Below are 22246 nucleotides of genomic sequence, written 5' to 3'. Positions count from 1 at the left end.
GGCCTGGCGGGGATGTCAATAATTGAGAAAAAAAATAGAAATTTTGATCGAGTGCTGATTTCTTCATCTAAGGTAAGGAAAGTTCTTATGATCTGGCGCAAAAATTGCTGTACCGGTACTACTCAGGATTGGTAGGCGATGCGTAATAACGTAGGCCTGATAAGCGAAGCGCCATCAGGCGTTAAAGCCCGGAGTCGTGCCGGATGGCGGCGCTGGCGCGCTTTATCCGGCCTACAATCCAGCGTCATAAGGCCATGAACGCTGGTTTATTCGCTTTTGGCGGTGGTATGCACCATATAGTTCACATCAACGCCCGGACCGAGTTTGAAGGTGTTGGTGATGGGGTTGTAGTGCAGGCCGGTCATATGACGCTCTTTCAGCACGGTCTGATCTACCCACTGTAATAACTCTGCCGGCTTAATAAATTTTTTCACATCATGCGTGCCTTTCGGCACCATCCGCAGAATATATTCTGCTCCGACCACCGCCATCAGCCAGGATTTGCCGTTGCGGTTAAGCGTGGAAAAAAAGACTTCGCCGCCCGGTTTAACCAGCCTGGCGCAGGCCCTGACCACCGACTGCGGATCTGGTACGTGCTCCAGCATTTCCATGCAGGTCACAACGTCATACTGATGCGCATGCTTATCCGCATGTTCTTCGACAGTTTCTTGTACGTACTCCACCTGGATGCCGCTCTCCAGCGCATGCAGTTTTGCGACCTGTAACGGTTCAAAGCCCATGTCCAGCCCGGTGACGGTTGCGCCTTCGCGCGCCATGCTTTCCGCCAGAATGCCGCCGCCGCAGCCGACGTCGAGAACCTTTTTACCAAACAGGCCGCCTGAGCGTTCAGTAATGTAGCCCAGACGCAGCGGGTTAATACGGTGCAGTGGCTTAAATTCACCCTCAAGATCCCACCAGCGTGACGCGACTGCTTCAAACTTGGCAATTTCTTCATGGTCAACGTTGTGAGTAACCGGGGGTTTTTCGGCATTCATTGGGGCTTCTACTCCTAAATTTGCGATGCAAATGAGTATATCAGCCTGACGGGATGAATAAAGCCTCTGTCAGGGGGAATCCATTTACCTGAATCTTCACGTATGTGTTATAATTTGCGACCTTTGAATCCGGGATACAGTAGAGGGATAGCGGTTAGATGAGCGACCTTGCGAGAGAAATTACACCGGTCAACATTGAGGAAGAGCTGAAGAGCTCCTATCTGGATTATGCGATGTCGGTCATTGTTGGCCGTGCGCTGCCAGACGTCCGAGATGGCCTGAAGCCGGTTCACCGTCGCGTACTTTACGCCATGAACGTATTGGGCAACGACTGGAATAAAGCCTATAAAAAATCTGCCCGTGTCGTTGGTGACGTAATCGGTAAATACCACCCTCATGGTGATACCGCCGTTTACGACACCATTGTTCGTATGGCGCAGCCATTCTCCTTGCGTTACATGCTGGTAGATGGTCAGGGTAACTTTGGTTCTGTCGATGGCGACTCCGCAGCGGCGATGCGTTATACGGAAATCCGTATGTCGAAAATCGCCCATGAGCTGATGGCTGACCTGGAAAAAGAAACGGTTGATTTCGTCGATAACTACGACGGCACCGAACAAATTCCTGACGTCATGCCGACCAAAATTCCTAACCTGCTGGTGAACGGTTCGTCCGGTATCGCGGTAGGTATGGCGACCAACATTCCGCCGCACAACCTGACTGAAGTGATCAACGGCTGTCTGGCATATATTGACGATGAAGACATCAGCATTGAAGGGCTGATGGAACATATTCCGGGTCCGGACTTCCCGACTGCAGCGATCATCAACGGTCGTCGTGGTATCGAAGAAGCCTACCGTACCGGCCGTGGCAAAGTGTACATTCGCGCACGCGCGGAAGTCGAAGCGGATGCCAAAACGGGTCGTGAAACCATCATCGTCCACGAAATTCCGTATCAGGTAAACAAAGCGCGCCTGATTGAGAAAATCGCCGAACTGGTAAAAGACAAACGCGTAGAAGGCATCAGCGCGCTGCGTGACGAGTCTGACAAAGACGGTATGCGCATCGTGATTGAAGTGAAACGCGATGCGGTCGGGGAAGTGGTTCTGAACAACCTTTACTCCCAGACCCAATTGCAGGTTTCCTTCGGTATCAACATGGTTGCATTGCACCATGGCCAGCCGAAGATCATGAACCTGAAAGATATTATTGCCGCGTTCGTACGTCACCGCCGTGAAGTCGTAACTCGTCGTACTATCTTTGAACTGCGTAAAGCCCGCGACCGTGCGCACATCCTTGAAGCGCTGGCGATTGCGCTGGCGAACATCGATCCGATCATCGAACTGATCCGCCGTGCGCCGACCCCGGCAGAAGCGAAAGCCGCGCTGGTTGCGCGTTCGTGGGAACTGGGCAACGTTTCCGCCATGCTGGAACGTGCTGGTGATGACGCCGCGCGCCCTGAGTGGCTGGAGCCGGAATTTGGCGTGCGTGACGGTCAGTACTACCTGACTGAACAGCAGGCTCAGGCTATTCTGGATCTGCGTTTGCAGAAACTGACCGGCCTTGAGCACGAAAAACTGCTCGACGAATACAAAGAGCTGCTGGAACAGATCGCTGAACTGCTGCACATTCTGGGCAGCGCAGATCGTCTGATGGAAGTTATCCGTGAAGAGATGGAGCTGATTCGTGAACAGTTCGGCGACGCGCGTCGGACCGAAATTACCGCGAACAGCGCTGACATCAACATCGAAGATCTGATTAACCAGGAAGATGTTGTCGTGACCTTGTCTCATCAGGGCTACGTGAAATATCAGCCGTTAACCGATTACGAAGCGCAGCGTCGTGGCGGTAAAGGCAAATCTGCAGCACGCATTAAAGAAGAAGACTTTATCGACCGCCTGCTGGTGGCCAACACCCATGACACGATCCTCTGCTTCTCCAGCCGTGGTCGTCTGTACTGGATGAAGGTTTATCAACTGCCGGAAGCGAGCCGTGGTGCGCGTGGACGTCCAATCGTTAACCTGCTGCCGCTGGAAGCTAACGAACGTATCACCGCAATTCTGCCGGTACGCGAGTACGAAGAGGGCGTCAACGTCTTCATGGCAACCGCCAGCGGTACCGTGAAGAAAACGGCATTGACCGAATTCAGCCGTCCGCGTTCTGCCGGTATTATCGCCGTCAACCTGAACGAAGGCGACGAACTGATTGGCGTTGATCTGACGTCCGGTAATGACGAAGTTATGCTGTTCTCTGCTGCCGGTAAAGTGGTGCGTTTTAAAGAGAACGCAGTTCGCGCGATGGGTCGTACGGCGACCGGTGTTCGCGGGATCAAACTGGCAGGTGAAGACTCCGTTGTTTCCCTGATCGTTCCACGCGGTGAAGGGGCAATCCTGACCGTCACGCAGAACGGTTACGGTAAGCGTACAGCGGAAAGCGAATACCCAACCAAGTCTCGTGGTACGCAGGGTGTTATCTCCATCAAAGTCACCGAGCGTAATGGCTCCGTTGTTGGCGCAGTACAGGTTGAAGATACCGACCAGATTATGATGATCACCGATGCAGGTACGCTGGTACGTACTCGCGTGTCGGAAATCAGCGTGGTAGGGCGTAATACCCAGGGTGTTATCCTTATCCGTACTGCGGAAGACGAAAACGTTGTGGGTCTGCAACGCGTTGCTGAACCGGTTGATGATGAAGAGCTCGACTCCATCGACGGAAGTGCAGCTGAAGGTGACGAGGATATCGCGCCTGAAGCGGAAAGCGATGATGATGCAGCGGATGACGCTGAAGAGTAATTAAATCGTAATAAGAAGGGCCGGAGAACTCCGGCCCTTTTTTTAATGGCATTGCGACAAAAGACATTTACCGCTACCTTAACCACACTCTATTAATGCCCTGAGGCGGAGCTTCGCCCCTTTGAAATACCTTGCTTCCGTTCATTCAACCCTAAAAGTCTCACGCTACCTGTTCAGAGCGCTGGCGCTCGTTATCTGGTGTCTGATTGCGTTTGCCTCCGTGTTCTACATTGTGAATGCGCTGCACCAGCGAGAGTCTGAAATCCATCAGGAGCTTAATCTCAGCTCCGATCAGGCCCAACGTTACATTCAGCGCACCTCTGATGTGATTAAAGAGCTGAAATATATTGCCGAAAATCGCTTAACAGCGGAAAACGGCGTGATGTCGTTGCGGGCGCGAGATGATAAAACCGTCGTGCCTAATTTTGAGCCGCTGTTTGCCGACTCCGATTGTTCCGTAATGGGCAACGCCTGGCGAGGTTCCCTGGAATCACTGGCATGGTTTATGCGCTACTGGCGCGACAACTTTTCCGCCGCTTATGATTTAAATCGAGTGTTCCTGATCGGCAGCGACAACCTCTGTATGGCCAATTTCGGTTTGCGTGATATGCCCGTCGAACGAGACGAGGCCCTGAAGGCTCTGCATGAGCGCATTATTAAGTATCGCAATGCTACGCAAGAAGAAAACGGCAACAACTTGTTCTGGATTAGCCAGGGGCCGCGTCCGGGAGTAGGGTATTTCTATGCACTGACGCCGGTTTACCTCGCCAATCGTCTCCAGGCGCTGTTGGGCGTAGAGCAGCCTATTCGCATGGAGAATTTCTTCACACCGGGTAGTTTACCGATGGGCGTGACCATCCTCGACGAAAATGGCCATGCGCTAATTTCTCTCACCGGCCCTGAAGGGAATATTAAGGCTGAGCCCCACTGGATGCAGGAGCGCTCCTGGTTTGGTTACACGCCAGGTTTCCGCGAGCTGGTACTGAAGAAAAATCTGCCTCCGTCCTCCCTGAGCATCGTGTACTCCGTTCCTGTCGACCTGGTGCTGGAGCGGATCCGCATGATGATCCTGAACGCTATATTGCTGAACGTGCTGGTCGGGGCGGCATTGTTTATGCTCACGCGCATGTATGAACGGCGCATTTTTATTCCAGCGGAAAGTGATGCTCAGCGGCTGGAAGAACATGAGCAGTTTAACCGTAAAATCGTGGCTTCTGCGCCGGTAGGTATTTGTATTCTACGCACGATGGATGGCATTAATATCCTGAGTAACGAACTGGCGCACACCTATCTGAACATGCTGACGCATGAAGACCGTCAGCGGTTAACGCAAATTATTTGCGGCCAACAGGTCAATTTTGTTGATGTGCTGACCAGCAACAATACCAATCTGCAAATCAGCTTTGTACACTCGCGCTATCGTAATGAAAACGTGGCAATTTGTGTCCTTGTTGATGTCAGTGCGCGCGTTAAAATGGAAGAGTCGTTGCAGGAGATGGCACAGGCGGCGGAACAGGCTAGCCAGTCAAAATCAATGTTCCTTGCGACGGTGAGCCATGAGCTACGTACACCGCTGTATGGCATTATCGGTAACCTTGATTTGTTGCAAACCAAAGAGTTACCGAGTGGGGTGGATCGTCTGGTAACGGCGATGAATAACTCTTCCAGCCTGCTGCTGAAAATTATCAGCGATATTCTCGACTTCTCAAAGATTGAATCTGAACAGCTGAAGATTGAACCGCGAGAGTTTTCACCGCGTGAAGTCATGAACCATATTACGGCTAACTATTTGCCGCTGGTGGTCCGCAAGCAGTTGGGGTTGTACTGCTTTATCGATCCGGATGTGCCTGTGGCGCTGAATGGCGATCCGATGCGTTTACAACAGGTGATTTCTAATCTACTGAGTAACGCAATCAAGTTTACCGATACCGGTTGTATTGTGTTGCACGTGCAGTGCAGCGGCGACTACCTGAGCATTCGAGTGCGTGATACTGGTGTAGGGATCCCTGCCAAAGAGGTGGTTCGGTTGTTCGATCCTTTCTTCCAAGTGGGGACTGGCGTACAGCGTAATTTCCAGGGAACGGGACTTGGTTTGGCGATCTGTGAAAAACTGATCAGCATGATGGATGGGGATATTTCCGTCGATTCCGAGCCGGGAATGGGGAGCCAGTTTACGCTGCGTATTCCGCTTTATGGCGCACAGTATCCGCTGAAAAAGGGTGTTGAAGGATTGGCTGGCACGCGTTGCTGGCTGGCAGTACGTAATGCGTCACTGTACCACTTTCTCGAATCCAGCCTGACGCGTACTGGGATGACGGTGTTGCGGTATGAGGGACAACAGCCCGATGCGGATGACCTGTTGGTGGCCGACGATGTGCTGGAACAGGCCTGGCAGGGGCGAGCAGCGGTGATTTTCTGCCGCCGACATATTGGCATTCCGCTGGAAAGAGAGCCTGGAGAATGGGTACACAGCGTGGCGTCACCGCACGAACTGCCTGCGCTGTTGGCACATATCTACAGTGTAGAGTTGGGGGGGGAAGAGCTCTCCACGGCGCTGCCAACCCCGGATAAAGCCGGTGCGACGAACGATGACATGATGATCCTGGTTGTTGACGATCATCCTATAAACCGGCGCTTACTGGCCGATCAATTGGGATCGTTGGGATATCAGTGTAAAACCGCGAATGACGGTGTGGATGCGCTCAATGTGCTCAGCAAAAATCATATCGACATTGTGCTGAGTGACGTCAACATGCCAAACATGGATGGTTATCGCCTGACCCAGCGTATCCGCCAGTTAGGGTTAACGCTGCCGGTTGTCGGCGTGACGGCCAACGCGCTGGCCGAAGAGAAGCAGCGTTGCCTGGAATCGGGTATGGATAGCTGTCTGTCTAAGCCGGTGACGTTGGATGTATTGAAGCAAACGCTGACGGTCTATGCGGAAAGGGTGAGGAAGGCGCGGGAATAACAGATGCCGGATGGCGGCGCTTGCCTTATCCGGCCTACGGAACACGCACCAAGCAGTGTCATTCGTAGGCCTGATAAACGGCGTGCCATCAGGCACTTTGGTGTTAAAAGAATTACTCTTTGTCTGAGGGACTCAGCGTTACGGAAGAGAGGTAATTCAACAGGGCGATATCGTTTTCCACACCGAGTTTCATCATTGCCGACTTTTTCTGGCTGCTGATGGTTTTAATACTGCGGTTGAGTTTTTTCGCGATTTCAGTAACCAGGAAACCTTCGGCAAACAGACGCAGAACTTCACTCTCTTTCGGTGACAGACGTTTGTCGCCATAGCCGCTGGCGCTGATTTTTTCCAGCAGACGAGACACGCTTTCCGGGGTGAATTTCTTACCTTTCTGCAGTGCGGCAAGCGCTTTCGGCAGATCGGTTGGCGCACCTTGCTTCAGTACGATCCCTTCAATATCGAGATCCAGTACCGCGCTCAGAATAGCCGGATTGTTGTTCATGGTCAGAACGATAATCGACAGGCTCGGGAAATGACGCTTGATGTATTTAATTAACGTGATCCCATCACCGTATTTATCTCCCGGCATGGAGAGGTCGGTAATCAACACATGCGCATCCAACTTAGGCAAATTGTTGATCAGTGCAGTGGAGTCTTCAAATTCGCCGACAACATTTACCCACTCGATTTGCTCAAGTGATTTACGAATACCGAACAGTACAATCGGGTGGTCATCGGCAATAATTACGTTCATAGTGTTCATGTATTGGGCTACCTTGCTACAGCAAGCTCTTGACGTAAACGTCAATGTCGCTGATGTATTTTTCTATACCTGGAGCATCTTTCTCTTGAATAAGATGTTCCAGCGCTTCACATAACTGCTTGCCGGGTACCAGATTAAGCATGGCAAACACGCCTTTCAGGCGATGGGCCGTTTGGGCTAACGCAGCGAAATCGCTGATAGCCGCCTCAGTATACAACCTCTTAACATCATCCGGTACTGTGTCTACAAAGAGAGCGTAGTAACCACTGGCATGAAGTTCGGCGTTTTCATCTCCGCCGAGGGGGAGTTCCTGGAACCCTTCTTGCGCCAGTTGCTCTTCAATCAGCTCAAGGACAGCTTCCTGCATAGCATTGCTCATATTAAAGTTAACGCGCAGTTGGCCAGGGCCAATTTTCCGCACGCCAGACTCATCATCGCTTAAAAGTAGGCCTGAAGCAGTAAGATTAGACGGATTATCCGTTAAAAAGAGATCATATTCTTGACTATTCAACCGTTCATCGGGCGTGATGCAGGTTGCCCCCCAGTTTTCCAGCTGACGTAATACAATGCTACGTACGTCATTTGAGGTGACATCAACCATTACGCAGACGTCATCCAACAGGCGCTCTTCACTATCAGCATGTTGATCGTGCAGCGGCATTTTAACATGGACTATATAACGTGTTCCAAGTTCTTCCCGCGCTTTGATATTCAGGTGTCCGCCAAGCTTACGGGCTAACTGATCGCACAACCAGAACGTCAGAGGGTTGGCTTTGCCATACCGATCGCCCTGCGTGTCATTGATGAACGGGAAATGGAGATTATCAACTTCATTCAATGTGACGCCTTGCCCGGTATCCAGAATGCGGAAGGTCAGGCGTTCAGCCTCTGACTCATCCTGGTCGACTTCCAGCGTGATTTTACCAATCTGCGTGGTGGTTACCGCATATTGGATCAATAGCAGCAAAATACGGCGCAAGGCATCGCGATCGCCACGGCGTTCATCATGGGCGCTAAGGTGATTTTTAATCAGTAGCTGCAGCCCCTTACGCTTAATGGCTGGCAGAACCTCCGGAACTACGTCGTCAATTAATGCCTGCACGGAAAACAGTGTGGATTCACCTTTCCAGGCATCGTTCTCCAGCAGGTTGGCTAGCTGGATTTCGTCCACCATTCGCACCAGAACGTCGGCCTGATTTGCCAGTTTCTGGCTGTCCGGTGTATTGAGCGCGGCGGCATTGGCAGCCAACGTTTTCGCGGGGTCTTTCAGCGCGCTGCCAATATTCTGCATAAAGGCCGCGCGGGCCTGCTGATTTTTCTCATACAGCCGCTGCGCTTGTTTCAGCTTCTTATTGACCAGCACTTCGCGGTCCTGGTCACGAATGATAAAGATCTGCGTTCTCGGGGAGATCTGGCTGCGAAACAGTCTGATTTCATACAGTTCATTATTGATGGTGGCCTGAATGATTCCCTGATGCTGCTCTGCCATGTTGGTAATGTTTTGCAGATTTAAATGCGGCAGCAGGTGATCGGCAATTTTGTTGCTGATAACCGTACGATTTGCTTCCTGATCGTGTACCAGTAATCCCAGCGGCAGAAGGGAAACAATCTCTTCGTTGATTGCGCGAAGAACGCGCAGTTCATTATTTGCCGCAAGGTTTGGCGCCACTTGGGTGGAACGGACTGGGAAGTGGCGAAAAGTGGTATAGCCAAATAGCGCCAGGGCCAGCAACGCAATGTTCAGCAAAAGCGGTAGCAGAATGCTTTGCAATGTGTCGAGCAGCAATGAGCCAAACGGAACCTGCCATACCAGCCGCATATCCGTTGAGTTTAGCGCCGAAGAGATCTCAATTTTACTGTTGTTGAAATTAATGCTGACGCTGTCAGGCGACTCTTTTTCATTCAGGTGCTCGGTCGTTGAGGTGGCATCTGGTTCCAGATAGAAACTGTCCAGCGGCATACCGGGCGGGATCAAGTCATTAATCGGCAGGTCAAAGGCGACAACCGTTGCCAGATGTCCTGGCTGATTAAAGGTCGTGCGTAGCGTGAAGTAATGCCCGTTCTGCCAGGCCAGACGGCGCAGTGAAGAGAAGCTTTCACGTTCATCTAGCGCATTAGCCTGTTGCAGCATCTCAGCGCGCCGGGAATCGACAATATTCCCAATCGTCGATTCTTTAAAACCGGAGGTAAGATCTTTCAGCGGTAACGTCGAGATTAGGATCAGACTGTTGTCCTGACCATTCAGGTAATACATTGACCATGGGACATTCTCTGCGCCCCACAACGTATCCAGATATGTTGAAATGCGCTGGGTCATTTCCAATGTAGAACTGTCATGCGAGCCGAAAATCAGCGCCTCGGTCTTTCTGCGCGGCTTCTCAAGATAATAGACGTCTTGTTTCAGACGCGTTTCCTGCAGCCCTTCTGCACCCGGCGAACTGGTTGAGGCGGCAATGTTGTCATAGATTTGCCAGGTCACGTATCGCCAGGTATCGACCCTTTTATGAATGGCATGGGTAATATCGACGATCTGATAGCTCTTATCTTTTAACCAGGTGTTGACGGCGCTCTGGACCATAACACCCATCATCACCAACAGCACAACGATCAGTAATAAGAAGAAACGGGTAATACTTCCTGGCAACAGGGAGAATCGGGTGGAAACCGTTGTGTCAGACTGACTCATTCGTGTTTATGACCTGTTAAACGACGCGAAAGATGAAGGGGCAGTATAAAGGGTAATGTATGAATTACCACACTTACACCGCGCGGCAGAGGTTGCATTTTTTACGCCTCATTTGGTTGCACCCGTGACGGTGCAAAGGTGTACAGTGGATAACGGCGGGGACAAATATTCGTACGGAAAGTATACATTTAGCATTAAATAACAATCAATTATTTGTCAGGCTTATATCTGAGCGCAGTGCTATGAGATAGTTAATAGTCGTTATAGTTTTGCATCGGTAGCACAGAAAGGTAAGTTTTGTGTAAAGAAGGGTAAAAAAAACCGAACGCTGAGCATTCGGCTGAAATAGGGGTAAACAGACATTCATAAATGAATGACGGTAATAAATAAAGTTAATGATGATAGCGGGTCTATTTTAGTTGCGAGTGAAGATTTTTTTTTGTCATTCAGTGCTATAAGAATTTTTCGTGTAATCTGTTGATTTTAAATATTATTGATATGATTCTTGATTATTTGTGCTTATTTTGCCTATTTTTTGATTTTAAAAAAGTTCCCTTGTATTAATATTTTGAAACATCTATGCAGATAAATGAAACACCTTAAAAGTTTTAGTATCATATTCGTGTTGGATTATTCTGTGTTTTTGCGGAGAATGAAGTTGCCGACTGGTTAATGACCTTAATCAGTATGCAGTGGCATAAAAAAGCAATAAAGGCATATAACAGAGGGTTAATAACATGAAAGTTAAAGTACTGTCCCTCCTGGTACCAGCACTGCTGGTAGCAGGCGCAGCGAATGCGGCTGAAATTTATAACAAAGACGGCAACAAATTAGACCTGTACGGCAAAGTCGACGGTCTGCACTATTTCTCCGATGACAAAAGCGCTGATGGTGACCAAACCTATATGCGTATCGGCTTCAAAGGCGAAACTCAGGTTAATGACCAACTGACCGGTTACGGCCAGTGGGAATACCAGATTCAGGGTAACGCGCCTGAATCTCAGAACAACTCCTGGACGCGTGTGGCGTTTGCGGGTCTGAAATTCGCTGATGTTGGTTCTTTCGACTACGGTCGTAACTACGGCGTAGTTTACGATGTAACGTCCTGGACCGACGTTCTGCCGGAATTCGGCGGCGACACCTACGGTTCTGACAACTTCATGCAGCAGCGTGGTAACGGTTTCGCGACCTACCGTAACACCGACTTCTTCGGCCTGGTTGATGGCCTGAACTTTGCCCTGCAGTATCAGGGTAAAAACGGTAGCCCGGAAGGCGAAGGCATGACCGGCGTGACCAACAACGGTCGTGAAGCACTGCGTCAGAATGGCGACGGCGTTGGCGGATCTATCACTTATGATATCGGCGAAGGCTTCTCTCTGGGTACTGCAGTCACCAGTTCAAAACGTACCGACGAACAGAACCGTTTGAACTTCGGTACCGGCGACCGTGCTGAAACCTATACCGGTGGTATTAAATACGACGCGAACAACTTCTACTTTGCAACTCAGTACACTCAGACCTACAACGCAACGCGTGCAGGCTCCCTGGGTTGGGCTAACAAAGCACAGAACTTCGAAGCGGTTGCTCAGTACCAGTTCGACTTCGGTCTGCGTCCGTCCGTGGCTTACCTGCAGTCTAAAGGTAAAGACCTGGGCCGTGGCTATGGCGACGAAGACATCGTGAAATATGTTGATGTTGGTGCGACTTACTACTTCAACAAAAACATGTCCACCTATGTTGATTACAAAATCAACCTGCTGGATGACAATCAGTTCACCCGTGACGCAGGTATCGGTACCGATGATATCGTAGCGCTGGGTCTGGTTTACCAGTTCTAATCTACATTTATTGTTATCAAAGGCCCTGCGGGGCCTTTTTTAATGCTGTTTTTCCGCCGTACAAACAACGATTTTTGGTGTACTCTTGCGCGCGTTCGCATGAGGATAATTACGTATGGAAATGAAATTCTATCGCGCAGCGCTGCTGGCGGTGACGATTTTTTTTGTCGGGTGCGATGAAGCCCCGAAACCTGCTCAGACCACAACGCCAGCCACCGTTCTGGAAGGTAAAACCATGGGCACTTTCTGGCGGGTCAGTGTCGTGGGCGTCGATGCAAAACGCGCCGCAGAACTACAGGTGAAGATCCAGACTCAGCTTGATGCCGATGATCAACTGCTCTCCACCTATAAAAATGACTCTGCATTGATGCGCTTTAACTTATCGAATAGTTTGTCACCATGGCCGGTTAGCGACGCCATGGCGGATATCGTGACCTCGGCGCTACGCATTGGCGCAAAAACCGATGGGGCTATGGATATCACCGTGGGGCCGTTAGTCAATCTGTGGGGCTTTGGCCCGGATCAGCAACCGTTGCATATTCCCACCCAAGAGCAAATTGACGCTGCAAAAGCGAAAACCGGACTTTCACATCTAAAGGTCGTGAATGAAGCGCATCGGAATTACCTGCAAAAAGACTTGCCGGATCTGTATGTGGATCTCTCTACCGTTGGCGAAGGGTACGCCGCCGATCATCTGGCACGATTAATGGAGCAGGAAGGGATCGCCCGTTATCTGGTTTCCGTTGGTGGTGCGCTAAACAGCCGCGGTATGAATGCTGAAGGGCATCCGTGGCGAGTCGCAATTCAGAAACCGACCGATCGTGAAAACGCGGTGCAGGCGATTGTAGACATTAACGGGCATGGCATTAGCACCTCCGGCAGCTACCGTAACTATTATGAGCTGGATGGCAAGCGTCTTTCCCATGTTATCGATCCGCAAACCGGTCGTCCGATTGAACACAACCTGGTGTCCGTAACGGTGATTGCCCCAACGGCGCTGGAGGCCGATGGCTGGGATACAGGATTGATGGTGCTCGGCCCGGAAAAGGCCAAAGAAGTTGTGCGTCGTGAAGGGCTGGCGGTCTATATGATTATGAAAGAGGGCGAGGGGTTTAACACCTGGATGTCGCCGCAGTTCAAAAGCTTTCTGGTCAGCGAAAAAAATTAAAAAGCAAGATTGCGGGTTTTTGTATCCGGCTATGGGGACACACTGACGCTAAGCGCTATGCTTAACAAAGGAGTCCGAAATGAAAAATCGTTTACGCATCACTGACGATGACCGTTGGCAGTCCGTTTTGGCTCGTGACGCCGACGCCGACGGTCATTTTGTTTTTGCCGTCCAGACCACCGGTATTTTCTGCCGTCCGTCCTGTCGGGCAAAACATGCGCTGCGCAAAAATGTCTGCTTTTTCTCTGATGCTCAGCAGGCGCAGGCTGCCGGGTTTCGCCCCTGTAAGCGCTGCCAGCCGGATAAAGACAGCGCGCAACAGCATCGACTGGACAAAATTGCCCGCGCCTGCCAGTTGTTGGAGCAAGAGTCACCTCTTACGCTGGACGAGTTGGCACAACAGGTGGCAATGAGCCCGTATCACTTACATCGCTTGTTCAAAGCTACGACAGGCATGACCCCGAAAGCGTGGCAGCAGTCCTGGCGTGCCCGCCGTCTGCGCGATGCTCTGGCGAAAGGTGTTCCGGTTACGCAGGCGATTCTCAACGCCGGATTCCCCGACAGCAGCAGCTATTACCGCAAAGCGGATCAGACATTAGGCATGACCGCGAAGCAATTTCGTAAAGGTGGCGACAACGTTTCTGTACGCTATACCCTCGCAGATTGCGCTCTGGGTCGTTGTCTGGTGGCAGAAAGCGAGCGGGGTATCTGTGCGATCTTACTTGGTGATGATGACGCCACGTTAGTTGCGGAATTGCATGAGCTGTTTCCCGCCGCGCAGGATGTTCCTGCAGATGCCGATTTTCAGCAGAGCGTGCGCGAAGTGATCGCCGCGATCAACTCGCGTGACGCGTCGCTATCGCTACCCCTGGATATCCGGGGCACCGCATTTCAGCAGCAGGTGTGGCAGGCGCTGCGCGCAATTCCGTGCGGCGAAACAATGAGCTACCAACAGCTGGCCAGCGCCATCGGCAAACCGAAGGCGGTACGCGCGGTGGCCAGTGCCTGTGGGGCCAACAAACTGGCGATTGTTATACCGTGTCACCGGGTGATCCGTGGTGATGGCGCACTTTCGGGCTACCGATGGGGTATTGCGCGCAAGGCGCAGTTACTGCAACGGGAAACTACTGGCGAGGAAACATAATGCTCGATCTTTTTGCGGATGCTAAACCCTGGCAGGAGCCGCTGGCTTCAGGTGCGGTTATTCTGCGACGTTTCGCTTTTGACTCTGCACCTACTTTACTGCAGGCGATAGCGGCTGTCGCCAGACAGTCGCCATTTCGTCAGATGGTAACGCCCGGCGGCTATACGATGTCGGTGGCAATGACCAACTGCGGCCATCTGGGCTGGACGACGGATCAGCATGGCTATCTTTATTCTCCGTTTGATCCACTCACCGGCGTGCACTGGCCGCCGCTGCCGGATGCATTTGCTGACCTGTGTCAACAGGCGGCGACGGCGGCGGGCTATGCTGATTTTCAACCCGATGCCTGCCTGATTAACCGCTACACGCCAGGGGCAAAACTGTCCTTACATCAGGATAAAGACGAGCCCGACCTGCGGGCGCCGATTGTCTCTGTATCGCTGGGGCTACCGGCCATCTTTCAATTTGGCGGATTGCGCCGTAATGACCCTTTAAAGCGTTTGCTGCTGGAACATGGCGATGTCGTGGTGTGGGGCGGTAATTCGCGGCTGTTTTATCATGGGATCCAGCCGCTTAAAACGGGGTATCATCCGTTGACCGGAGACTGTCGTTACAATCTGACGTTTCGTCAGGCAGGTAAAAAAGAATAAAAATAAGAATTATTATTGCTGTCAGCGAAGAGATGTTTAAACTGCGGGCTGTTATTACTTGTCCGGGTTGTGTGCATGGAACTTTTACTTCTTGTCTGGCGGCAGTATCGCTGGCCATTTATCAGCGTGATGGCGCTCAGCCTCGCCAGCGCCGCGTTGGGGATTGGGCTGATTGCGTTTATCAACCAGCGTCTGATTGAAACGGTCGACACCACGCTGATGGTGCTACCGGAGTTTCTTGGCCTGCTGCTGTTATTGATGGCCGTCACCCTCGGTTCACAACTGGCGTTGACCACGCTGGGACACCACTTTGTCTACCGACTGCGTAGCGAATTTATCAAACGGATTCTGGACACCCACGTCGAGCGCATCGAACAGCTTGGCAGCGCCTCGTTGCTGGCGGGTTTAACCAGTGATATCCGCAACATCACCATCGCCTTTGTTCGTCTGCCTGAGCTGGTACAGGGGATTATCCTGACAGTCGGATCGGCGGCGTATCTGGCGATGCTGTCGACTAAAATGCTGCTGGTGACGGCAATCTGGATGGCAATCACCATCTGGGGCGGATTTGTGCTGGTGGCGCGGGTGTATAAACACATGGCCACCTTGCGCGAAACTGAAGATAAGTTGTACAACGATTATCAAACGGTGCTGGAAGGGCGCAAAGAGCTGACGCTCAACCGTGAACGTGCCGAGCATATCTTTAATCAGATGTACGTCCCGGATGCCAAAGAGTACCGTCACTATATTATTCGCGCCGATACTTTCCACCTGAGCGCAGTCAACTGGTCGAACATTATGATGCTGGGCGCCATTGGTTTGGTGTTCTGGATGGCCAACAGCCTGGGCTGGGCGGATACCGCCGTGGCGGCGACCTATTCGCTGACGCTGCTATTTCTGCGCACGCCGCTGCTCTCTGCCGTTGGCGCGCTACCGACGCTGCTCACCGCGCAGGTAGCGTTCAACAAGCTGAACAGGTTTGCCCTTGCGCCCTTTAAGGCCGAATTCCCACGTCCAAATGCGTTTCCGAACTGGCAGACGTTGGAGTTACGTAACGTGGTTTTCCACTATCAGGATAACGCCTTCTCCGTTGGACCAGTGAATCTGACGATTCATCGCGGTGAACTGATCTTTCTGATTGGCGGTAACGGTAGCGGGAAATCTACGCTGGCGATGTTACTGACCGGTCTATACCAGCCGCAGTCAGGCGAAATATTGCTTGATGGTAAGGCCGTTGCCGTTGAAAAACCGGAAGACTACCGCAAGCTATTCTCCGCCGTGTTTACTGACGTCTGGCTGTTCGACAAACTGCTGGGGCCGGAAGGTAAAGAGGCTAATCCGCAGCTGGTCGCGAAGTGGCTGGAACATCTGAAGATGGGGCACAAGCTGGAGCTGAGCGATGGCCGTATCCTCAATCTGAAACTGTCGAAAGGGCAGAAGAAACGCGTGGCGCTGCTGCTGGCTCTGGCGGAGGAGCGCGACATCATTCTGCTGGATGAATGGGCTGCCGATCAGGATCCCCATTTCCGCCGGGAGTTCTATCAGGTGCTATTGCCTTTGATGCAGGAAATGGGCAAAACCATTTTCGCCATTAGCCACGACGATCACTATTTTATTCATGCCGACAGGCTGCTGGAAATGCGTAACGGACAGTTGAGTGAACTGCTGGGCGATGAACGTGAAGCCGCCTCGCGTGACGCGGTGGCTCGCACAGCCTGATCCTACGTGCCGCCGGTTTTTTAGCCACCCGGCGGCACTGTTTATTGTTATTTACATAAATCAGCATCATGATTAATGATATTTCATATCATGGATTTATGATTAATGTCCGTAATAAACAAAAACAGCGCCAGGCTGCGTGATGAAGAGCGTGCGCGCCTTATCTGGCTGCTGACCACTGATAAAGCCATTATTTCAACACTGTTGGGCAAGCTTACCCTGGCTGAGCAATATGACGTCGGTACGTTAGCCGACGATATTGCTGAGGTAGGGGCGCTGGTCGCCCACCTGCCGCCTCCCGATTTAGCCGATACCCTCGAAGCATTACCTTCAGAAGAGCGTCACGCCCTGTGGCGACTGGTCGAAAGTGAAAAGCGTGGTAACGTCCTGCTTGAGGCGTCTGAAAACGTCTGGGACGACCTGATCGATGAGATGAGTGACCGCGAAATACTGGATGCGCTGCAATATCTCGATATCGATGAACAGATTTATCTGGTGCAGCATCTCCCGCGTAACCTCACTGGACGGTTGCTGGCGACGTTACCAGCCGAAGAGCGGGCGCGTGTCCGCCAGGTAATGCATTACGAGAAGAATCGCGTCGGCGCGATTATGGAGTTCGAAGTCATCACCGTGCGTCCGGACGTGACGCTGGAAGTGGTGCAACGCTACCTGCGACGGTTGGGCAAAATGCCGGAGAACACCGATAAACTCTTCGTGACCGATCGCAATAAAGTGCTGGTTGGAGAACTGACGCTAACCTGCATTCTGCTCAATGATGTGCAACGCAAAGTCAGCGAGGTGATGGAAGATGACCCGCTCACCTTTTCTCCGGACGATATCGCTGAAAACGCTGCACGTACCTTCGAACGTGACGACCTGGTCAGTGCTGCAGTCGTTGACCCTTCAGGCAAGCTGATGGGCCGCTTAACTATCGATGAGATCGTCGATGTGGTCTATGAAGAAACTGATACCGATTTGCGTCGAATGGGGGGCTTAAGCGCCGGAGAGGATGTGTTTGCGCCCGTTACCAAAGCGGTAAAAACCCGTTGGGCGTGGCTGGCCGTTAACCTCTGTACCGCCTTTATCGCCTCGCGGGTGATCGACGGTTTTGAACATACGATTTCGCAACTGGTGGCGCTGGCCTCGCTGATGCCAATTGTGGCGGGAATTGGCGGCAATACCGGGAATCAAACCATCACCATGATCGTCCGCGCGCTGGCGCTACAAAATATTCAGCCGGGGAACCTGACGTTTTTGATCCTGCGCGAAATGGGCGTTGCAGTGATTAATGGCCTCGTATGGGGCGGAATTATGGGCGGTATTACCTGGTGGTTGTACGATGACATGGCGCTCGGCGGAGTAATGACCCTGGCGATGATGCTTAATTTGTTGATGGCAGCATTAATGGGGGTCATCATTCCGATGACGATGGTGAAGCTCGGGCGCGACCCGGCGGTTGGCTCGAGCGTCATGATTACGGCTATCACCGATACCGGCGGTTTCTTTATTTTTCTCGGTCTGGCAACGCTGTTTCTGATGTAGCCGCGCGTTTGCTTCTGACGATACGTGGCAGAATGAGCATTGCCATCACCCCGGCAACCACGCCAATCGCCAGGTTGCCGGTGGATACTGTGGCAGCGACGGTCACCAGCATCACCAGCGTTTCAGTGACGGGGAGTTTCCTCAGCGTGGCGGGCTGGATGCTGTGCCAACTGAAGGTTTTTACCGCCACAATCACCATAATTCCCGCCAGCACCGACATGGGTATTTCTGCCATCACTTCGCTTAACCCAGTGACTAACAGTAGTAATATCAGTCCGGCGGCAACCGTCGAGACGCGGCTGCGTCCTTTGCCCATCTCGACGTTAACGATGGTTTGACCAATCATCGCGCACCCGGCGATGCCGCCATAAAACCCGGCCAGAATATTGGCTATCCCCAACCCGGCACTCTCGCGATTTTTATTCGACGGCGTCACCGTCAGGTCATCCACCAGACGGGCGGTTAACAGTGACTCCATCAAACCAACAAAAGCGATACTCAGCGCGCAGGGCCAGATAATCGCCAGCGTTTGCAGGTTGAGCGGAACCAACAACTGGGTGAAACCCGGCAGGCCGCCGCTCATCGAACCTTCGTCACCGACTGTCGGTAACAGTTGCCCACTGGTGACAGTGAACACGGTCAGCAGCACGATGGCGATAAGCGGTGCGGGGATGGCTTTAATAAACCGCGGAACCCACAGCACAATCAGCAGCGTCAGGACAAACAGCCCCCAGATGAGCGGGCTTTTCCCCCAGAAATGAGGGACCTGGGCAAAGAAAATCAAAATACCTAGTGCGTTGACAAATCCGGTCATCACGGCCGTAGGGATGAATCGCATCAGACGTGCCATTCCCAATACACCAAACAGGATCTGAATCAACCCGGCCAGCACCACTGCAGGCAGGATGTATTGCACGCCGTGTTGATGCACCATCGGACCAATCACCAGCGCAACCGATCCTGCAGCGGCGGTAACCATTGCGGGACGACCACCTAAAAAGGACATCGCCAGGCACAGTACGACGGAGGCGATCAGACTGACTTTAGGATCAACGCCTGCGATAACGGAAAACGAGATCACTTCCGGGATCAGCGCCAGGGCGGTTACCACACCGGCCAGTGTTTCGCGAACCAGCAGACGGGGTTGGCGCAGCACAGCACAGGTCGCGTTTTCCGCGACTGCGACAGAGGAATGTTGAGTTGCAGACATAGTTACACTCAGGTCAAAAATGGCCTGATACAGCAGACCGACAGGCATCCGTGCGGTGAATAGCAAAGCGCAGCATAGTACCCGTCTGACGGACTGGTTTCCAGAAATGATTGTCAATAACCGTATAAATTATCAACGTATTAATAACATTTTTAAAAATTAAATATAATTTATAAACAATATTTAATTATTTTTACTTAAGTGTTACCGTTGATGCCGCTCGATTTTCACCTGCATTAAAAGCAAAAAAGCGATACTAAAAGTAAGGCATTAACATTATGAAAAAAGTGACTGCCATGCTCTTCACCATGGCTGTAGGGCTGAATGTTGTCTCGATGGCGGCAAAAGCGAAAGCGGCGGAAGAGCAGGAAACGGATGTACTGTTGATTGGCGGCGGCATCATGAGCGCCACGCTGGGAACCTATTTACAGGAGCTGGAGCCGCAATGGTCAATGACCATGGTTGAGCGACTGGATGGTGTAGCGCAGGAAAGCTCAAATGGCTGGAATAACGCCGGAACGGGACACTCCGCACTGATGGAGCTGAACTACACGCCTAAAAAGGCCGACGGTAGCATCAGCATTGAAAAGGCAGTCGAAATTAACGAAGCCTTCCAGATTTCCCGCCAGTTTTGGGCCTGGCAGGTCAATAATGGCGTGATGCATGACCCGCGTTCATTTATCACCACCGTTCCGCACATGAGTTTTGTCTGGGGTGACGAGAACGTGAACTTCCTGCGTGCCCGTTATACAGCACTACAGCAGAGTACGCTGTTCCGAGGTATGCGTTATTCCGAAGACCATGCGCAGATTAAAGAGTGGGCGCCGCTGGTCATGGAAGGTCGCGATCCGCAGCAGAAAGTCGCAGCAACGCGTACCGAGATTGGTACTGACGTGAACTACGGCGAAATCACGCGCCAGTTGATTACTTCATTGCAGAAAAAGCCGAACTTTGCGCTGCAGTTGAGCACCGAAGTGCGTGGTTTTAAGCGTAATGCCGACAATAGCTGGACGGTCACGGTCGCCGATCTGAAAAATAACGAAGCGGAACATGATATCAAGGCGAAGTTTGTCTTTATCGGTGCCGGTGGCGCTGCGCTGAAGCTGTTGCAGGAAACCGACATTCCGGAAGCGAAAGGCTATGCCGGATTCCCGGTGGGCGGGCAGTTCCTGGTTGCGGACAATCCGGACGTAGTCAACCGCCACCTGGCGAAAGTGTACGGTCAGGCCTCCGTTGGCGCGCCGCCGATGTCCGTACCGCACATCGACACGCGTATCCTTGATGGCAAGCGCGTTGTGCTGTTTGGGCCATTCGCGACATTCTCCACCAAGTTCCTGAAAAACGGTTCATTGTGGGATCTGCTCAGCTCGACCACCACGTCGAACTTTATGCCGATGGTCAACGTGGGTCTGGATAACTTCGATCTGGTGAAATATCTGGTGAGCCAGGTGATGCTCAGCGACGACGACCGTTTTGCTGCGCTGCAAGAGTACTATCCGCAGGCGAAAAAAGAAGACTGGCGTTTATGGCAGGCGGGCCAGCGTGTGCAGATCATCAAAAGCGATGCGGAGAAGGGCGGCGTGTTGCGTCTGGGGACTGAAGTCGTCAGCGATAAAGAAGGCACGATTGCTGCGCTGCTGGGAGCTTCTCCGGGCGCATCAACCGCGGCACCGATCATGCTGCATCTGATGGAAAAAGTGTTTAAAGAGAAAGTGGCCAGCCCCGAGTGGCAGGCGAAGCTGAAAACCATCATTCCGTCTTATGGTACTAAGCTGAACGGTAACGTTGAGGCTACGGAACAAGAGTTGCAGTACACCAGTGAGGTTCTGGGTCTGAAATATGACAAGCCGCAGGTTGCTGATGAAGCACCGAAACCACAGCTGAAACCTCAGGCACAACCGCAGCCTGAACAGAAAGCTGTCGCGGATATCGCACTGTAAATACAATGCCGGATGGCGCTGCGCTTATCCGGCCTGTTTTATGCGTTTGTAGGCCGGATAAGGCGGTACGCCGCCATCCGGCACATCCTGACTTAGCGCGCGACTGCGTCCTGAATTTTATCTTCTGCTTTCCAGATACGGTATTTAACGTCCACGTTTTCCGGGGTGTAGACCACAATCGGCAGCTTGCTGTTGTAACGGAGCATGCCGTCATCACCCAGATACGCAGTAATGAATTTCTTCTCTTTCTTACCGTCCGGGCAGGCCATCATGGTTGAAACCGGAGATGTGACTTTGTCGAAGACGTAGTAGTCATATCCCCAACCTTCCAGCGTTTTGCTGTCCAGCTCGCCACCCAGGCGGTGTTGGTTGCAGTCAACTTCCAGCGTTTGTCCGATCAGCAGTTCTACTTTCAGAGTAGATTCATCTTTCTCTGGGGTAAGCTGGATAACCTGGCGCTTCATACCCTTTTCCGCCTTAGGATAAGGGGCGACTTTTTCCAGCGGCTGAGCGGCGCTATCGTTACTGGCAGCCAATGCAGAAGTGCTGGTAAAGGCGGCGAAAAGTACGGCAGGGACAATTGTCTTCATCTTATTGTTCACAGTGTTTCCTTTCTTCTGTCTTTTGAACGAGTCAGGGGCAGGTTAACATATTCGCATCATCAATTAATCTGTATTTACTTATATTTTAAGTGTATCCAGCAATGGTTTACGTTCAATGTAGCGATATATTCTAAGAATCATCTTAAACATGAGATTATTATCTTAATATTGAATCGCTATATACGTGGCTATATAACTCATTGAAATGTGAGCAAAAGCGCATTTT

General features: G+C 51.8%; 14 protein-coding genes. 9 read left to right on the top strand and 5 right to left on the bottom strand.

The window, feature by feature from the left end:
* Nucleotides 1-266: 266 nt before the first annotated feature.
* Nucleotides 267-995 carry a bifunctional 2-polyprenyl-6-hydroxyphenol methylase/3-demethylubiquinol 3-O-methyltransferase UbiG gene (gene ubiG / locus G4551_RS16060; protein WP_003839414.1) on the bottom strand — a complete coding sequence of 243 codons (729 nt, stop codon included), beginning with the start codon at nucleotides 993-995 and terminating at the stop codon, nucleotides 267-269.
* 158 nt (nucleotides 996-1153) lie between these two features.
* Between ubiG and gyrA the strand changes: the two genes are divergently transcribed.
* Nucleotides 1154-3790 (top strand): DNA topoisomerase (ATP-hydrolyzing) subunit A, encoded by a 2637-nt coding sequence (gene gyrA / locus G4551_RS16055; protein WP_003027598.1) that lies wholly within the window; start codon nucleotides 1154-1156, stop codon nucleotides 3788-3790.
* 121 nt (nucleotides 3791-3911) lie between these two features.
* Nucleotides 3912-6758 carry a two-component system sensor histidine kinase RcsC gene (gene rcsC / locus G4551_RS16050; RefSeq protein WP_003839416.1) on the top strand — a complete coding sequence of 949 codons (2847 nt, stop codon included), beginning with the start codon at nucleotides 3912-3914 and terminating at the stop codon, nucleotides 6756-6758.
* Between the two features lie 112 nt (nucleotides 6759-6870).
* Here the strand turns inward: rcsC and rcsB are convergent, their stop codons facing one another.
* The gene (rcsB, locus tag G4551_RS16045) at nucleotides 6871-7521 is read right to left on the bottom strand and encodes a response regulator transcription factor RcsB (RefSeq protein WP_003027592.1); all 651 of its coding nucleotides are present in this window, start codon (nucleotides 7519-7521) and stop codon (nucleotides 6871-6873) included.
* 16 nt (nucleotides 7522-7537) lie between these two features.
* Nucleotides 7538-10207 (bottom strand): phosphotransferase RcsD, encoded by a 2670-nt coding sequence (gene rcsD, locus G4551_RS16040; RefSeq protein ID WP_003839418.1) that lies wholly within the window; start codon nucleotides 10205-10207, stop codon nucleotides 7538-7540.
* A 737-nt stretch (nucleotides 10208-10944) separates the two neighbouring features.
* On the opposite strand from rcsD, the gene G4551_RS16035 reads away from it, so the two are divergent.
* The 6 genes from G4551_RS16035 to mgtE all read left to right on the top strand — a co-directional run bounded on the left by G4551_RS16035 (nucleotide 10945) and on the right by mgtE (nucleotide 18268).
* Nucleotides 10945-12045 carry a porin OmpC gene (locus tag G4551_RS16035; RefSeq protein ID WP_003839420.1) on the top strand — a complete coding sequence of 367 codons (1101 nt, stop codon included), beginning with the start codon at nucleotides 10945-10947 and terminating at the stop codon, nucleotides 12043-12045.
* A gap of 115 nt (nucleotides 12046-12160) precedes the next feature.
* Nucleotides 12161-13213, top strand: a complete 1053-nt coding sequence (gene apbE / locus G4551_RS16030) for an FAD:protein FMN transferase ApbE (protein ID WP_003839421.1) — start codon at nucleotides 12161-12163, stop codon at nucleotides 13211-13213.
* 79 nt (nucleotides 13214-13292) lie between these two features.
* Nucleotides 13293-14357: a bifunctional DNA-binding transcriptional regulator/O6-methylguanine-DNA methyltransferase Ada gene (ada, locus tag G4551_RS16025; protein ID WP_003839423.1), complete on the top strand. Its 1065-nt coding sequence runs from the start codon at nucleotides 13293-13295 to the stop codon at nucleotides 14355-14357.
* A complete protein-coding gene (gene alkB / locus G4551_RS16020) occupies nucleotides 14357-15007 on the top strand; it encodes a DNA oxidative demethylase AlkB (RefSeq protein ID WP_003027582.1) in 651 nt (216 codons plus the stop codon). Before ada ends, alkB begins: the two co-directional genes overlap by 1 nt.
* Nucleotides 15008-15082: 75 nt before the next feature.
* Nucleotides 15083-16726, top strand: a complete 1644-nt coding sequence (locus tag G4551_RS16015) for a multidrug ABC transporter permease/ATP-binding protein (protein WP_003839426.1) — start codon at nucleotides 15083-15085, stop codon at nucleotides 16724-16726.
* Nucleotides 16727-16831: 105 nt separating this feature from the next.
* On the top strand, nucleotides 16832-18268 hold the full coding sequence (gene mgtE / locus G4551_RS16010) for a magnesium transporter (protein ID WP_003027576.1): 1437 nt from the start codon (nucleotides 16832-16834) through the stop codon (nucleotides 18266-18268).
* Here mgtE and G4551_RS16005 read toward each other — a convergent pair.
* A complete protein-coding gene (locus tag G4551_RS16005) occupies nucleotides 18231-19478 on the bottom strand; it encodes a SulP family inorganic anion transporter (protein WP_003839429.1) in 1248 nt (415 codons plus the stop codon). The genes mgtE and G4551_RS16005 overlap by 38 nt on opposite strands.
* Nucleotides 19479-19756: 278 nt before the next feature.
* Between G4551_RS16005 and mqo the strand changes: the two genes are divergently transcribed.
* Nucleotides 19757-21418, top strand: a complete 1662-nt coding sequence (gene mqo / locus G4551_RS16000; protein WP_003839431.1) for a malate dehydrogenase (quinone) — start codon at nucleotides 19757-19759, stop codon at nucleotides 21416-21418.
* Between the two features lie 92 nt (nucleotides 21419-21510).
* On the opposite strand, the gene eco is transcribed toward mqo, so the two are convergent.
* Complete coding sequence (eco, locus tag G4551_RS15995) at nucleotides 21511-22008, bottom strand: serine protease inhibitor ecotin (protein ID WP_003839433.1); 498 nt, start codon at nucleotides 22006-22008, stop codon at nucleotides 21511-21513.
* Nucleotides 22009-22246 lie beyond the last annotated feature (238 nt).

Origin of the sequence: Citrobacter freundii ATCC 8090 = MTCC 1658 = NBRC 12681, assembly GCF_011064845.1 — a bacterium.
GTDB classification, from domain to species: Bacteria; Pseudomonadota; Gammaproteobacteria; order Enterobacterales; family Enterobacteriaceae; genus Citrobacter; species Citrobacter freundii.
This window is presented reverse-complemented; position numbering and strand designations above follow the sequence as displayed.